We start from the raw sequence: 15581 nt of genomic DNA on the forward strand, positions 1-15581 counted from the left end.
GAACAACCATGAAGCGATTGACTATTTACAACGGCCCGGTGATCCGGTTTAAAATTACGATCCTGGCATCGCTACTGGGACTTGTCGTAAACTCAGCGAACGCCCAGACCACCGTGCAAGCCAGTCAGGCGGCTCCGGTATCCAACCGGTTTTCGCTGCGGCAGTGCATCGATATTGCGTTACAGAACAACCTGCAAATCAAGCAGAGCCAATTGAACGTGCAGGGCAGCGAATTACAGTTGCGACAATCGAAATTGAACCTTCTGCCGACCCTCAACGGGTTTGCCAACCAGTCGTTTAGCTCCGGCCGGAACATCAACCCGGTAACCAACACCTTTGTTGAAACGTCGGTGAATTCCAATAACTACCAGCTTTCGGGGCAGGTAACGGTTTTCAATGGGTTTGCGCTCCAGAAGGCGATCAAGCAAAATGACCTGTTGCTGCAATCGAATCAGCAGAATTTGCAGGCCACGCAAAATAACGTTGCCCTGCTGGTCGTGCAGAATTATCTGAACGTGCTGACGTATGGAGAGCAGCTCGACATTGCCCGCCGTCAGGTGGAAACCACGCAGGGGCAACTGGACCGGACGACCAAGCTGGTCAACGCCGGAACACTGGCCGAAGCCCAGTTGTACGATCTCCGGGCGCAGGTGGCCAATGATGAACTGACGGTGGTCAATGCGCAGAATAACCTGGATCTGGCCAAACTGGCGTTGTTGCAGGCGATGAACCTGCCCGCCGGAAACAGTGGAGCGCCAACCCCCGGGAGTATTGAAATTGAAAAATACCAGCTGGACGATCCGACCCTGGAACCGTATACGGCGACCGCTCAACAGGTATACGAATCGGCTCTCCAGTTTATGCCGGATGTGAAAGCGGCTGAACTTCGGGTACGGAGCGATGCCGCGGGTGTGGAAGTGGCCAAAGCCGGTTTGTATCCAACGCTGACCCTGAGTGGAAGTCTGAGTACCTTGTATTCCAATGTAGGTCTTCAGAAACAGTTTGAAAACGGTACCACACTTGTTCCGATGACCGTTATTATCGGTGGTACCCAGCAAACGATCTCCATTGTTCAGCCTGCTTACCGGAATGAGAAATTTACGTACGGTGAACAACTGAAAAACAACCTGAACCGGGGCGCTTCGCTGAACCTGACGATTCCGATCTTCGGACGGTTTGCAGCCCGAAACCGGATCACAAATGCGACTATTCTGCAAAAGTCCTCCGAAATTACGGCGGACAATACGAGGCTGACGCTGCGTCAGAATATCGAAACGGCGTATACCAGCATGCTGGCGGCTTCCAATCGCTACCGGTCTACCCAGATTCAGGTCGAGTCGCTGGAGAAAGCGTTCCAGGCAGCCGAGAGCCGGTTTAACGCCGGGGCGCTCAATTCGGTCGATTATAACATTGCGAAAAATAACCTGGATCGTTCGCGGGCTAATTTGGTGCAGGCCAAATACGATTACGTTTTTCGGACCAAGATTCTTGATTTTTACCAGAATAAACCATTATCTTTTTAGTGAATAATGAACCGCACGGGCGGCACCGAATGAAAATGAATACGTTGCAGGACTATCCCTAGAAAATCAGGAGCCTGTTTGTTCATTCCGGTAAACCGGTACATTCATTATTCATTATTCATCCGTGTTCATTGTTCATCTTTATGAAACGTAAATCAAACCGTATCTGGTGGATACTGGGAGGGGTCGTTATTCTTTTAGTGGGTGGCCTGGTTGCGGCCAAACAAGCGGGCCTGATTGGCAAGGCGAAACCAACGGAAGTTGATTTCACCGCCGTCAAAAAAGTGGATATCATCGAGCGGGTCAGCGCTTCGGGGCGTGTGCAACCGGAAGTGGAAGTAAAAATCAGCCCGGACGTGTCGGGGGAAATTATTGCGCTCTACATAGCCGAAGGTGACTCGGTCAAACAGGGGCAATTGCTGCTGAAAATCCGGCCCGACAACTACGAATCGTTGCTGGCCCGGGCCCGGGCTACGGTCAACTCCAGCCGGGCTCAGTATGAACAAACCAAAGCATTGGCCGCCCAGGCCCAGGCTCGTCTGATTCGGGCCAAGGCTACGTACGAGCGGAACAAGAAGCTGCTGGCCGACAAAGTCATTTCTACATCTGATTTTGAACAGATCGAAGCCGATTATAACGTGGCCAAACAGGAGATCGAATCCATGCAGGCCAATATCAAAGCCGCCGAGTTTAACGTCGCGGGGGCGGAAGCCGGTTTGAAGGATGCTACGGAGAACCTGCGCAAAACCACGATTTATGCCCCGGTCAACGGTACGGTTTCCAAATTAAATGTCGAATTGGGCGAACGCGTCGTTGGAACCTCGCAGATGGCCGGGACGGAAATGCTCCGGATTGCCAACCTCAATAACATGGAAGTGCGGGTGAACGTCAACGAAAACGACATTGTGCGGGTGAGCCTGGGCGATACGGCAGACATCGACGTCGATTCGTATTCGACAACCGGTCGTAAATTCAAAGGCATTGTAACCGAAATTGCCAACACGGCCAACGGGCTGGCCGCATCCGGTGCTACGAGCGGAGCCTCCTCGAGCCTTTCGACGGATGCCGTTACCGAGTTTGAAGTGCGGATTAAGGTGTTGAACAGCTCGTATAAAGATTTGATGGCCCAACGTGCGAAGCGCAGTTATCCGCTCAAACCGGGAATGACGGCCTCTGTGGAAATTATTACGGATCGTCGCCCGGGGGTTCTGGCGGTCCCCATTGCCGCCGTGACGACGCGCGGGGCGGCCCAGGAAGCGATGAACCGGACTCCGAACGATAATGACAACACTAATAACGGCGAAAAACCGGCCAATCAGAATCCGGCCAAAAAGGAAGAAGTGAAAGAGATTGTGTTTGTTCGCCAGAACGACAAAGTGGTTCAGCGTGCGGTAAAAACCGGGATCAGCGATTTTGATAATATCGAGATAAAATCAGGTCTGAAAGCCGGTGAAGAAGTGGTTTCCGGTCCTTTTATTGCGGTTTCGAAGCGCCTGAAAGACGGCGATCCGGTGGTGAAGCGGGATCCGAATAAGGAGAAAAAACCGGAAAAAACGGATGAGTAACGAATGAAACAATAAGGTTGAGAAAGCGAAAACGCCTGCCCGGTTGAGAGGAGCAGGCGTTTTTTGTAATTTGCACCCTTGAAGTTTCCAGAAAGAAGAAGAAAGCCAGGAAACAAAAGATGTGATCAACAAGTTGCAGAAGCCGCTGGCCTGTATTCCCACTTCTATCGTCCCGGATAAAACCTATGATTCAACCCGCTCGGATTACCGTCGTGGGCGGTGGCAGTTGGGCCACGGCCATCATCAAAATTCTGTCGGAAGGCAATAACCATATTCGCTGGTGGCTCCGCAGCCAGCAGGATGCTGAGTATATTAAAAAGTTTCACCACAACCCCAGCTACCTCAGCGACGTGCAGATCAGTCCGCGAAAGGTGCGGGTTTGTACCAAAATCAAAGAAGCCCTGAGCGTCAGTGACCACGTCATTCTGGCCGTTCCAGCGGCTTTTATCGGGGATGCGCTAGAAGGGGTTAAACCGGAGCAACTGGCCGGGAAAAGCGTTATTTCAGCGATCAAGGGGATGATTCCCGGGAAAAATCAGCTCATCACGGACTGGGCCGAACAGGCATTTTCGGTGCCGGCGGAGCGGATTGCGGTGATCGCCGGACCGTGTCATGCCGAGGAAGTGGCCCTTGAAAAACAATCGTACCTGACGATCGCTTCACAGAACCTGGCGTTTGCCGCCGAAGTGGCCGGCTTGTTGAACGGACGGTTTGTGCAGACGTCGGCGCTTGGCGATATTTACGGCGTGGAATACTGCGCCGTGATGAAAAACATTATTGCACTGGCCTGCGGCATCACCCACGGTCTGGGATACGGCGATAATTTTCAGGCTGTTCTGGTATCCAATGCCATGCAGGAAATCCGGCGGTTTGTCGATACGCTTTTTCCGATGCAGCGCGACCTGAGTGCGTCGGCTTATCTGGGCGATTTGCTGGTAACGGCCTACTCACCCTTCAGCCGGAACCGGACGTTCGGGCATCTGATCGGACGGGGGTATAGCGTGCAATCGGCGCAGATGGAAATGAACATGATTGCGGAAGGGTATTATGCCGTCAAAAGCATCCACGAAATCAACCAGCAGTATGGCGTTCCGATGCCGATCGTCGAAATGGTCTACACGGTTTTGTACGAAAAAACGTCACCGGTTTGGGCGACGAATAAATTGAAAACCGTATTAAAATAGTCCCGTGGTTCGCTAGAGAAAGCTCCGGATTTTAGCCGCGATTTCGGTGAATTCCTCCGGGCTGATTTTCAGCTTGTTGTTGAAATTCATGTCTGCCATGCTGTTCAACGGAATCAGGTGAACGTGCGCGTGTGGCACTTCCAGCCCCACGACGGCCACACCAATCCGCTGGCAGGGAATGGCTTTTTCAATAGCGGGTGCAATCTGTTTGGCGAACCTCATTAACCCCGCATAGAGGTCGTCGTCGAGATCAAACAGGTAATCGATTTCCTGCTTCGGGATCACGAGTGTATGCCCTTTGGCGGTTGGGAACACATCCAGAAACGCCAGAAACTCGTCGGTTTCGGCAATTTTATACGCCGGGATTTCACCGCTGACAATACGGGAAAAGATAGAGGGCATACGCAAAGGATTAAGAAGAAATGGTTAACAATGAATAATGAACGATGACTGACGGATGCAATCCTGTTCATTATTCATTGTTCGTTCATAACTAGCGTCCGATTTCGAGTACTTCGAACTCAAGGGTACCGGCTGGTACCTTAATTTCGGTGGTATCACCCACTTTTTTGCCGAGGAGGCCTTTTCCGATGGGTGAACCAACGGATATTTTGCCCAGTTTGAGGTCCGCTTCTTCTTCCGAAACCAGCGTATACGTCACCGTTGCGCCGTTTTTCCGGTTTTTGATCTTGACCGTCGATAAAACCGATACCTGGGAGGTATCAATGGACGACTCGTCGAGCAACCGGGCGTTCGAAATGATTTCCTCCATCTTCGAAATCTTCATTTCCAGCAACCCCTGCGCATCTTTTGCTGCATCGTATTCAGCATTTTCGCTCAGGTCACCTTTGTCGCGGGCTTCAGCAATTTGGCGGGCAATATCAGTCCGTCCTTTGGTTTTGAGGTCGTTTAGTTCGGCTTTGAGCCTCGCAAGTCCTTCTTCAGTGTAATACGAAATTTTACCCATGTTACATCTACTCTATAATTTCTTTGCCTTTGGTTTCGGTGTTCCCAAGACCCTACTATTTCCATTTGTAGCACATTACCCGGTGGGAACTGGCTACAAAAAAGAAAAGAACGGTTCGCTGACCGTTCTCCGTACAAAATCTTGTTTCTTTGTAGGAAGCGTCAGGAGCCTTTCTGCGGAATCGGTTGTATAGCTGTTCGACTACTCATAGTGGAACTTAGGAAGACAAAAGTAACAATTCCGTGGCATTCTCCCAATGCCTGTAACAGCAATTCGATCAAATAACAATTTACGGTTTTGAGAAGTGATTCTTTTCGCATCGTGTTTATGGGAACACCCGATTTTGCGGTGCCCAGCCTGCATAAACTACTGAATAACGGATACCAGGTTGTGGCGGTTGTGACGGCTCCCGACCGCCCTTCCGGACGTGGTCAGCAGCTGACGGAGTCGCCGGTAAAACGGGCCGCCGTAGCGGCCGGAATTCCGGTTTTACAGCCGGAAAAACTACGTGACCCGGTTTTTCTGGCGCAGCTCCAAAATTATCAGGCTGATTTACAGGTCGTGGTGGCTTTCCGGATGCTGCCCGAAGTGGTGTGGGCCATGCCCCGGGTTGGCACGTTCAACCTGCATTCGTCGTTGTTGCCGCAATACCGCGGAGCCGCTCCGATCAACTGGGCGGTGATCAACGGCGAAAAAGAAACCGGCGTGACCACGTTTTTTATCGAGAAAGAAATCGATACCGGCCAGCTGATTTTTCAGGAAACGGAGCCCATCCATCGCGACGATACCGCCGGAACGCTCCACGATCGTTTGATGGAGAAGGGCGCCGACCTGGTGCTGAAAACCGTCCGGGCGATTGAAACCGGGTCCTATCCGCGTACGACTCAACCGCAGGTGGCGGAACTGAAAATGGCCCCCAAAATTCACCGCGAAACCTGCGAAATCAACTGGTTTCAGCCGGCGGAAACGGTGCGTAATTTTGTGCGGGGGATGTCGCCCTACCCGACGGCCTGGACGAAAATCAACGGCAAGGTGTATAAACTCTACGCGGTTTCTTTGGCCGACCAGTCGCCCTTTGCGGCTGAGCCCGGCGAAGCGTATTCCGATGGCAGGAAAACCCTGCTCATCAAGGCCGCCGATGGCTGGTTGGCCGTGAACGAATTGCAGGCCGAAGGCAAGCGCAAAATGACGGTTGAAGAATACTTTCGCGGGAATAAAATCTGATTCGATGCTGATTAGTTTAATTGCTGCCGTGGCCGAAAACGGCGTTATTGGGCGGGATAATGATCTGGTCTGGCGACTGCCTGATGATTTCAAATACTTTAAACAGACCACCTCGCATCACCCGGTTTTGATGGGTCGCAAAACTTTCGAGTCGTTAGGAAAACCGTTGAAGGACCGGCTGAATGTGGTCATTACCCGGAACCCGGATTACCAGCCTGAAGGCGTTGTCGTGGTCGATTCGCTGCAAAAAGCCCTGGCCGAAGCCCGGAAAACCGGGATCAGCGAAGCATTTGTCATTGGCGGGGCCGAGGTGTATAAGGAGGCCCTTCCGCTGGCCGACCGGCTGTATGTAACGGAAGTGAAAGCATCGGTTGAGGGCGACGCTCATTTTCCCGAATTCGACCGGGTGGAATGGCAGGAACGCAGCCGCCGACACCATGCAGCCGACGAGCGGCATGCTTTCGCGTTTGACTTTGTCGTTTGGGAACGAAAAAAGCAGGAGTCAGCCCGGTAGGCTGAGCTTAAAAACCCGCTACAAACGTCGGTTATCCTTTCATAAACCGGATGACGGCGATTTCCGCGAGCAGGAAAACCAGAGCGGCAATGACAAAGTATTTCCAGAGGTTGGTGCCGAGGTTTTGTTGCCGCAGTTCTTCCACAAAATCGTCGTCCTGAATGCTGTCGAAAATCTGTACGTTGGGCTGGCTGGCAAAAATCCGGCGGAGTTCGTCGGGTTTGTAAAACTCCATTTGCGACTCCCGGTTGCCGTGGTTAAACGCCAGTAACTTTTCAGTTTTGTCGTTCAACTGCAATTCGTAGTAGCCCGACGCCAGCTGTTGCCCGTCGTTCAACTGGTTGCTTTTCGGGAGTTCGAGCAACAACTGGTTCCCGTTGATGCGTTGTACCGGAATGATTTCCAATTTATCGCGTTTCAGCTTGTAAACCGCATTGGGCGATGGATTATTGACCAGCACTTCGATGGTGTTATCGTCGAACGAATACGCTGTTCGCTCGGGCCGGACGCTCAGGGCTGCGATTTTGTACATGATCGGTACAAAAAGAGCGTGCTGGGCAAGATTTCCGAATTCCGTGTTCAACGGACTGGCAAAAATATAGACCTGGCCCTGCTGCCCATTCGACCCGCTCATGCGGGACTGGGTCAGAAAGGGAGTTCCATTGCGCAGCGTCAGCAGCCGTTCACCGACCACCCGCCATTGCCAGACGGGCACGGCATTCGGGACATTTTCGATGCCCTGCTGGTTGGATTGTTCAAAAATATCCCGGAAAAACGGATTTTGCCGAACGGGTGGCGCCAGGGGTTGCGAGGGGGGGAGCGGAGGGGCCTGCGTCTGTAAACCGCCCACGCCCAAACCGCCCAGAAACGACGACCAGACTGCCGCGTCCGGGGTGTTGGGGGGAATAATGACCAGACTGCCGCCCTGCCGGACAAACCGGTCGAGTTCGCTGCGGAGGGTGCCGCCAACTTGCTGGAGCCCTTCCAGAACCACCAGATCGGCCGCTTTCAGCTGACCAACATCCACGTTTTGTGCATTGAAGCTCCGCCGAACAAACAGACTGTCGTTGCCAAACACGTTTTCGATGTAGTTGGCCTCCGTTTTCTGGTCGTACAGATGCAGAACCCGGATGGAAGGTGATGCCTGAATCACGAAATAATATTCGTTATCGAACGTAATGGGGTAATCTTCAAAGGCGATGCGACCACGCCGAAAGCCTTTCTGGGTTACGTTGAAGTTCAGCGTGGCAGTGGCGGTTCCTTTTCCGGGCAATGTCACGGATGCCGTTGAAACCTGCGTCTGATCGATAAACAGTTTGATGGGCAGGTTCCGAACCGACTCGTCGCCACTGTTGCGGACCCGGACGTTAAGCGTATTATTCTGCAATTCCCGAATGAAGGGCGTGCTTAACCAGACGGAATCCACAAAAACGTTCTTGGTCGGCTGCGTCTCGAGCGGTACCAGGAAAAGCCGGTTGGTTGTGTCGATTTTCAGTCGGGAGAGGTCGCCAACGGTGCTTTTCTGAAAATCCGAAAACCAGAACAGCTGGTTCGGGCCACTTGGGTTGTTCGTAGCCAGCAGGTTGAGTTGCCGGCGATAGACGTCGGAAAGCGTCCGGGAAGTATGCGCAAACCGGATCGTGGTAACCCGGTCGCGGAGGGCGTCGGCGGTTCCTACGGTTTGTTCCTGGCTGCTGAAGTCATTGGTGACCAATTGCAGGGAGGTTGCGTTCCGGAACAGCCCCAGCAATTGATCGAGCTTGCTCGTCGCAATGTCCAGATACCGTTTCTCGTTCAGTTCATTCTGCATGCTGTACGAATTGTCGAGATACAGGCTCGTCAGGCCGGATCGTGACAAGCCCAGTCGGCTTTTGCTGGGAATGAACGGTTGAGCGAACGCCAGCACCAGGCAGATGACAAAGAGTGACCGAAACAGTAAGATCAGATAATGCTTGAGCCGTCGAAAAGACTTCGTTTCGGTCTGCACGGTTTTCAGCAGGGCGACGTTGGTAAAAAAGACCCGGCGCGTCCGGCGAAAATTAAATAAATGGATGGCAACGGGGACCGAAACCGCCAGTAGCCCTAGCAGGAAAGAAGGATATAGGAAACTCATTCAGACGGTTTGCTGGAACGATTATTTTCTCTTATAACGGCTAAACAAAACAATGTTGTTCGGATTGAACGAATTTAGCAAGAATAGTATACGGAAACACGGCCCGCCCTGATTTACGCGGATAAATCAGCAGAACACTATTGTAAGGTCAATTCGTAAACAGGGTAAAAAACGCTTCCCGGGTCTGCAACACGTCGGTATAGGTAATGGAACCGGTTTCGTTACCGATGGTCTGAAAATCCGGCACGGGCGTATGCCCAACCACCTGGTGCAAACCGGGAACGTAATCGGTCGAGGTTTCCCGTTTATCGGCCCAGACCGGTCCGCCCGCTTCGTCAAAACCGCCCCGCAGGTAGCTCACGTCGAAGAGGGTCGTCCGCATCTTCCGGTCTTCGTGCATTCGGTTCATCAGGGCCGCCAACTGATCCAGTTCCTGCAAATTTAGTTCCAGTTTCGATCGGAGATCGGCTTTTGGCAAGTGGGCCAGCCAGCGGTTCGACACACCCGCGTGCGTGAACAGATGGGAATTTTCCTGGTGAGCAATCTGAAACAAAGACTGGTTTTGGGTGAATAATTCCGTCAAAACCGGTTGCATACTGGGGCGGAAACCGGAGCAGCGGTGGTGCGGAAAATGCAGATACTGCGCGTCGTGGTTGCCGATCAGCAACACCACTTTATCCAAATACTGCTGTTTGAAACGAATGATTTGTTGCAGGTTCTCCAAGATAACCTCATCGCTGAGATCGTAACTATCGGTATAATCCCCCAAGAAAATCACCTTGTCGAACCGATCGATATTTACCTGAAGCCAACTATCGCGTCCGTGGAGGTCCGGAATGGTAACAATTTTCATACGTTACAATATATTGAAAAAGCCTTTACCGCAACCGCGATAAAGGCTTTTTTGGCAAATGATGGGTGACTTAGAGCGTCCGCTTCACTTCTTTCAGTTCGAAGCTTTCGATGGTATCGCCCACCTGAATATCGTTGAAGTTTTTGATACTCAAACCGCATTCGTAGCCATTGCGTACCTCGTTGACATCGTCCTTGAAGCGTTTCAGGGCGCTGATCTCGCCGGTATGCACCACGATGAAGTCGCGAACGACGCGGACCTTGTTGTTCCGGCGGATAATCCCTTCCGTTACCATACAACCTGCCACCGTTCCTATGCGGCTGATTTTGAATACTTCGCGAACGTCGATGTTCCCCACGATAACCTCTTCGGTGGTCGGAGCCAGCAGCCCTTCCATGGCATCGCGTACTTCGTTGATGGCGTCGTAGATGATGGAGTACAACCGGATTTCGATTTGCTCCTGCTCGGCCAGACGGCGGGCGCTGGCTGAAGGCCGTACCTGGAAGCCGACAATGATCGCATCCGACGCCGACGCCAGCAGAATATCCGATTCGGAAATCTGACCCACGGCTTTGTGGATAATGTTGACCTGTACTTCTTCCGTCGACAGTTGCAGCAACGAGTCGGAAAGGGCTTCCACCGAACCGTCTACGTCCCCTTTCACGATGACGTTCAGTTCCTTGAAGTTACCGATAGCCTTCCGGCGACCAATTTCTTCCAGCGTAATGTGTTTGCGGGTCCGCAGGTTCTGCTCACGCAGCAATTGCTCACGTTTGTTGGCAATCTCGCGGGCTTCACGCTCCGTTTCCATGACATTGAACTTATCCCCCGATTGCGGAGCACCGGGCAGACCCAGAATCTGAACCGGTGTTGACGGCCCTGCTTCTTTCAGGCGCTGGCCTGTGTCACTGGTCATGGCCCGAATGCGGCCAAAGTGAGCCCCTACCAGCACGATATCGCCCTGATGGAGCGTACCGGTTTGTACCAGCATGGTGGTAACATACCCCCGGCCTTTATCAAGCTCGGCTTCAATCACCGTACCACTGGCCCGTTTGTTCGGGTTCGCTTTCAGTTCGAGCAATTCGGCTTCGAGCAATACTTTTTCGAGCAGTTCTGGAATACCCTGACCAGATTTCGATGAGATTTCCTGCGTCTGGTATTTTCCACCCCATTCTTCAACAAGCATGTTCATCTGCGACAGTTCTTCCCGGATTTTTTCCGTATTCGCACCTGGTTTATCAATCTTGCTGAAGGCAAAGACAATCGGACTACCGGCAACCTGCGCGTGATTGATGGCTTCGCGGGTTTGCGGCATGACGCTATCGTCGGCCGCAATCACGATAATAACCACGTCGGTTACTTTCGCACCCCGTGCCCGCATGGCCGTAAAGGCTTCGTGACCCGGTGTATCCAGGAACGTAATCATCCGGTCATCGGTGGTTTTTACGCTGTAAGCACCAATGTGCTGCGTAATTCCCCCGGCTTCACCGGCCGCAACGCGGGTTCGGCGAATGTAGTCGAGCAGGGAGGTTTTACCGTGATCGACGTGACCCATGATGGTAACAATCGGGGCGCGGGTAATCAGATCTTCTTCCGCATCCGGTTCTTCGACCAGACCCGATTCGATTTCTTCCTCGGCTGAGACAAACTGGACTTCGTAACCAAATTCATCGGCAATAACCGTAATGGCTTCGGCATCCAGTCGTTGGTTGATGGAGACAAACATCCCCAGACTCATACAGGTTGCAATAACTTCGTTGACCGAAACATCCATCAGCGAAGCCAGATCGTTAGCCGAGACAAACTCGGTCACTTTCAGTGTTTTTGCTTCCTCGTTTTCCAGATCAAGCCGTTCGCGCTCGCGTTCGGCCCGTTCCTGACGACGATCCCGTCGCCGGTCGGCACCCCGGTTGGGTTTGTTACCCGTCATCCGGGCCTGCGTGGCCTTGATCGAATCTTTTACTTCGCGTTCGGTGGGTTCTTCGCGACGATCGCGGGTATTCCGTCCTCCGGCTTTTGCTTTATTCTGAGCACCTGCCGTCCCTGTTGTTCCGGCCGGTTTATTCCCTTGTCCCTGCTGGTTCCGGTTTGCCGGATTGGCCGTGTTGCCATCCCGGGTCCGGGCGGGCTGACCCGGTTGGGCGGGCGCAGCCCCTGAGGCTGTGGTTCCCCCCACGGGGTCCCGACGAAGGCGTTTCCGCTTCCGTTTTTTATCCCGGTCATCGGTGGAAGCCACCGGACCATTCTGGCGTTTGTTGCGGTCAGACGGCAGTTCGATGGTTCCTAAAACCGTCAGACCACGCAATTGCTCACCGCGTGCCCGGATGGTTTCGATCGGCTCATCGGGTTCAATCGCTTCCTCCTGAACCGGTGGTGGGGGTGGTGTCGGCGTCGGACGCGGCTCGATAGGATGCGGAGCTTGCGGACCCCGGGCATCCTGTGGACGATTCCGGTTCTGCTCCGGGCGGTTTCCCGGCCCCTGCTGCCCTGCCGGGCGGTCAAATCGATTAGGCTGATCGCCCGGACGGTCGGGCCGCCGATCACGGTCACGCGAACCTTCGTTCCGGTTGAAAGGCTGCCCCGGACGGTTGTCGGGCCGGGAGCCATCCGGTCGGGGGGCGTTGCCCCGTTGGCCTTCATTCCGATCCCGGTTTTGCTGATTTCCCCGATTATCGCGGTGATCATTCGACCGTTGCGAAGGCTGCGGAGTAGGCTTGCGTTCCAGATCGATTTTACCCAAAACCGTCAATCCCGGCAAACGCGGGCTGGCAATGTCTGCGTTTACGGGTTCTTTATTTTCCGGTGGTGCCACCTGCGGACGTGGTTCGGCCTTGGGTGGTTCAACGGGTCGCTCGGGCTCAGCCGGTGGGGACACCACCGGAGCCGGTTGCGGTTTATTTTCTACAAGCGGAGCCGCAGCTTCCGGTTTGGGTGCCGGAGCCACTGGTTCACGCGGTTCGACGGGCGCGGTTTGCTGCCGTACTTCGACCGGCGCGGGCTGTGGCTGAGCGACCGGTGCCGGAGCCGGTTCGGGCGTCGGGGCGACTGGAGCTACTTTTTCGGCGACAACGGGTTGCGGTTGCGGCTGGACAACGGGCTCCGGTTTCGGCGCTACCGGTACGTCCGGGGTCGGCGCAGGCTTTGGGGCAACCGGTTGGGGTTGAGCAACGGGTTGCGGAGGTGCCGGTTGCGAGGGCCGGACAGGTTCATTGCGGAAATATTGCGGCAAATCATCGTCATCCCGACGTTTGGGTTCGGGCATGACCGGTTCGGGAGCGGGTCTGCGGGCCACTCCACCATTCAATAATTCTGTGTTTCCGAATTCTTTTGCCAAGATTTCCACTTGTTCATTGGAAATCTTGCCATTAGGGTTACTATCAACCTTAATCCCTTTGGCAGAAAGACGACTCACCACAGTAGACGAACCTACTCCGAGTATTTTTGCCACTTGGCTAAGGCGCATGGATTTATCTTCTGCCATACAAATGGTTTAGAATGAAAAAAGCTTTTTAATGACAGCCTATATATGGAGAACGATGAATAGAGCGACTTAATTCACCATTCTCCATTTATCGTCTTCATTTATTCAAATTCCTGCCGTAAAATCGCCAGGATTTCTTCAATGGTATCTTCTTCCAGATCGGTCATCCGGACCAGCTCATCTTTGGTACGAGCCAGCACGCTCTTGGCGGTGTCCAGACCGACCCGGCGCAGTTCGTCGATCATCCAGGTGTCGATTTCGTCACTGAATTCTGACAAATCAACGTCTTCATCGTCTTCCTGGCCTTCGACATCGCGGAACACATCGATTTCCATGCCCACCAGACGACCGGCCAGTTTGATATTCTGACCGCCCTTTCCGATGGCCAGTGAAACCTGGTCCGGTTTCAGGAAAACCGATACGCGTTTAGCGTCGCGGTCGACCTGCATGGAGCTGATTTTCGCCGGACTCAGTGCCCGACTGATCAGCAGTTCGAAGTTATCGGTATAGTTGATAACGTCGATGTTTTCATTCCCCAACTCCCGAACGATGCTGTGAATCCGGGAGCCTTTCATCCCGACGCAGGCCCCCACGGGGTCGATCCGGTCGTCGTAGGATTCTACGGCAACTTTGGCGCGTTCGCCCGGTTCGCGGACAATCCGGCGGATGGAAATCAGGCCGTCGTAAATCTCCGGAATTTCGTTCTCGAACAACCGCTCCAGAAAAACCGGCGATGTGCGCGACAGTACGATTTTGGGCGTACCGTTGATCATTTCGACGCGGTGAACGACGGCTTTCGTGGTTTCGCCTTTCCGGTACCGGTCTTTCGGAATCTGCTCGCCTTTCGGAAGGCTGATCTCGTTGCCTTCATTGTCGAGCAAAATTACTTCATTTTTGAGTAATTGGTAAACTTCTGCATTAATCAGATCGCCTACCTGGTTTTTATATTTATCGTACAGGATCTCTTTTTCCAGATCCTTCACTTTCTGAATGAGCGTCTGACGGGCGGTTTGCACGACCCGGCGGCCAAAATCCTCAAGCTTCACTTCTTCGGCCACTTCCTCGCCCACTTCGAAGTCAGCCTGAATTTTACGGGCTTCGGCCAACGGAATTTTATCGTAATCCCAGATATCCTCCGAGTTGTCGTCCACAATCTCACGAGTGCGCCACATTTCAAGGTCACCGCTTTCGGCGTTGATGATCACATCAAAGTTTTCGTCGGTGCCGTATTTCTTGCGAATCATCGTCCGGAAGACGTCTTCCAGAATTTTGATCATGGTCGGTCGGTCGATGTTTTTCGACCGTGCAAAGTCTGCAAACGACTCAATGAGTACTCCGCTATCCATATTTCTGTTTTCGGTTTGTCAGTTTACCGTTTCAGCGAGCGGTTTCCAGTCAGGCTCAACAGAAACTACGAACTGAAAACGCAAAGGTGAAACCGGTACTTTATTTGAATGAAACCTGTATTGTGCTTTTTTTTATATCCGTAAACGGGATGGCCGTTGGGTCAAGGGGCGGATCGTTCTTTTTCGGTTTTTTGATCGGTATTTCCGTGATCACAATCTGCTCGTCACCCACACTTTCCAGCTTGCCTTTGCGGATCTGACCATCGTTCAGTAAGACTTCAATCTGCCGGCCTACGTTCTTGAAATACTGCCGTTTCAAAACCAGCGGTTCGTCAATGCCTGGTGAAGATACTTCTAACGTAAATGCTTGCCCATCAAATACTTCCAGTTCCTCCAGCTGGTTGCCCAGCTTGCGGCTGATCACCGCACACTCGTCAATGGTAATTCCGGTATCGCTGTCCAGCAAGACGGTTATTTTAGCACGCGTACGGGAAGGGGATACCTGAATATCAACGACAAAATACTGACCTTCGTTCAGATACGGCTGTAACAGCTCGTTGACTTTTGCCTTTACATCCATAAATTAACAAAAAAGGGAGTTGAAAACTCCCTTGCCATGCATAAATGCTGATAAGTGCAGCAAAGATAAGCATTTTATTAATTATTCAACCAAATAATAAACGGCCCGTAACAATATTTTACGACTGATTGAACGGTCCGTTTTCCGAACAAACGTTCGTACCTTTGTATTCCTGCGCCCTACATCTGTCGTTACTCAAGAAAAGGCGGTCTGCGAGATCCGGACCCATCT

Annotated in this window: 12 protein-coding genes; 5 read left to right on the forward strand and 7 right to left on the reverse strand. The window is 52.8% G+C overall.

Features of this window, described 5'->3' with window-relative positions:
• Nucleotides 1-8: 8 nt before the first annotated feature.
• From ACFPMF_RS16930 to ACFPMF_RS16940, 3 genes are all read left to right on the forward strand, one after another.
• Nucleotides 9-1523 carry a TolC family protein gene (locus ACFPMF_RS16930; protein WP_379847387.1) on the forward strand — a complete coding sequence of 505 codons (1515 nt, stop codon included), beginning with the start codon at nt 9-11 and terminating at the stop codon, nt 1521-1523.
• Between the two features lie 143 nt (nt 1524-1666).
• Nucleotides 1667-3088, forward strand: a complete 1422-nt coding sequence (locus ACFPMF_RS16935; RefSeq protein WP_379847390.1) for an efflux RND transporter periplasmic adaptor subunit — start codon at nt 1667-1669, stop codon at nt 3086-3088.
• 185 nt (nt 3089-3273) lie between these two features.
• Nucleotides 3274-4272, forward strand: coding sequence for an NAD(P)H-dependent glycerol-3-phosphate dehydrogenase (locus tag ACFPMF_RS16940; RefSeq protein WP_379847393.1), 999 nt, complete (start codon nt 3274-3276; stop codon nt 4270-4272).
• A 12-nt stretch (nt 4273-4284) separates the two neighbouring features.
• Here ACFPMF_RS16940 and ACFPMF_RS16945 read toward each other — a convergent pair whose 3' ends face one another.
• Both ACFPMF_RS16945 and greA read right to left on the reverse strand, forming a co-directional pair.
• Complete coding sequence (locus ACFPMF_RS16945) at nt 4285-4674, reverse strand: HIT family protein (protein WP_379847396.1); 390 nt, start codon at nt 4672-4674, stop codon at nt 4285-4287.
• 91 nt (nt 4675-4765) lie between these two features.
• On the reverse strand, nt 4766-5239 hold the full coding sequence (gene greA / locus ACFPMF_RS16950) for a transcription elongation factor GreA (protein WP_379847398.1): 474 nt from the start codon (nt 5237-5239) through the stop codon (nt 4766-4768).
• A 297-nt stretch (nt 5240-5536) separates the two neighbouring features.
• Between greA and fmt the strand changes: the two genes are divergently transcribed.
• Together fmt and ACFPMF_RS16960 are read left to right on the forward strand one after the other, a co-directional pair.
• Nucleotides 5537-6463 carry a methionyl-tRNA formyltransferase gene (gene fmt, locus ACFPMF_RS16955; protein ID WP_379847401.1) on the forward strand — a complete coding sequence of 309 codons (927 nt, stop codon included), beginning with the start codon at nt 5537-5539 and terminating at the stop codon, nt 6461-6463.
• Between the two features lie 4 nt (nt 6464-6467).
• Nucleotides 6468-6977: a dihydrofolate reductase gene (locus ACFPMF_RS16960; protein ID WP_379847404.1), complete on the forward strand. Its 510-nt coding sequence runs from the start codon at nt 6468-6470 to the stop codon at nt 6975-6977.
• Nucleotides 6978-7008: 31 nt separating this feature from the next.
• On the opposite strand, the gene ACFPMF_RS16965 is transcribed toward ACFPMF_RS16960, so the two are convergent.
• The 5 genes from ACFPMF_RS16965 to ACFPMF_RS16985 form a co-directional block, all read right to left on the reverse strand.
• Nucleotides 7009-9090 (reverse strand): BatA domain-containing protein, encoded by a 2082-nt coding sequence (locus ACFPMF_RS16965; RefSeq protein WP_379847406.1) that lies wholly within the window; start codon nt 9088-9090, stop codon nt 7009-7011.
• A gap of 148 nt (nt 9091-9238) precedes the next feature.
• Nucleotides 9239-9943 carry a metallophosphoesterase gene (locus ACFPMF_RS16970; RefSeq protein ID WP_379847409.1) on the reverse strand — a complete coding sequence of 235 codons (705 nt, stop codon included), beginning with the start codon at nt 9941-9943 and terminating at the stop codon, nt 9239-9241.
• A gap of 70 nt (nt 9944-10013) precedes the next feature.
• Nucleotides 10014-13424, reverse strand: coding sequence for a translation initiation factor IF-2 (gene infB, locus ACFPMF_RS16975; RefSeq protein WP_379847412.1), 3411 nt, complete (start codon nt 13422-13424; stop codon nt 10014-10016).
• A 101-nt stretch (nt 13425-13525) separates the two neighbouring features.
• The gene (gene nusA, locus ACFPMF_RS16980; protein ID WP_379847414.1) at nt 13526-14770 is read right to left on the reverse strand and encodes a transcription termination factor NusA; all 1245 of its coding nucleotides are present in this window, start codon (nt 14768-14770) and stop codon (nt 13526-13528) included.
• Between the two features lie 100 nt (nt 14771-14870).
• On the reverse strand, nt 14871-15350 hold the full coding sequence (locus ACFPMF_RS16985; protein ID WP_379847417.1) for a ribosome maturation factor RimP: 480 nt from the start codon (nt 15348-15350) through the stop codon (nt 14871-14873).
• Nucleotides 15351-15581: the final 231 nt, after the last annotated feature.

Source organism: Larkinella bovis, assembly GCF_042655385.1.
GTDB lineage: Bacteria > Bacteroidota > Bacteroidia > Cytophagales > Spirosomataceae > Larkinella > Larkinella bovis.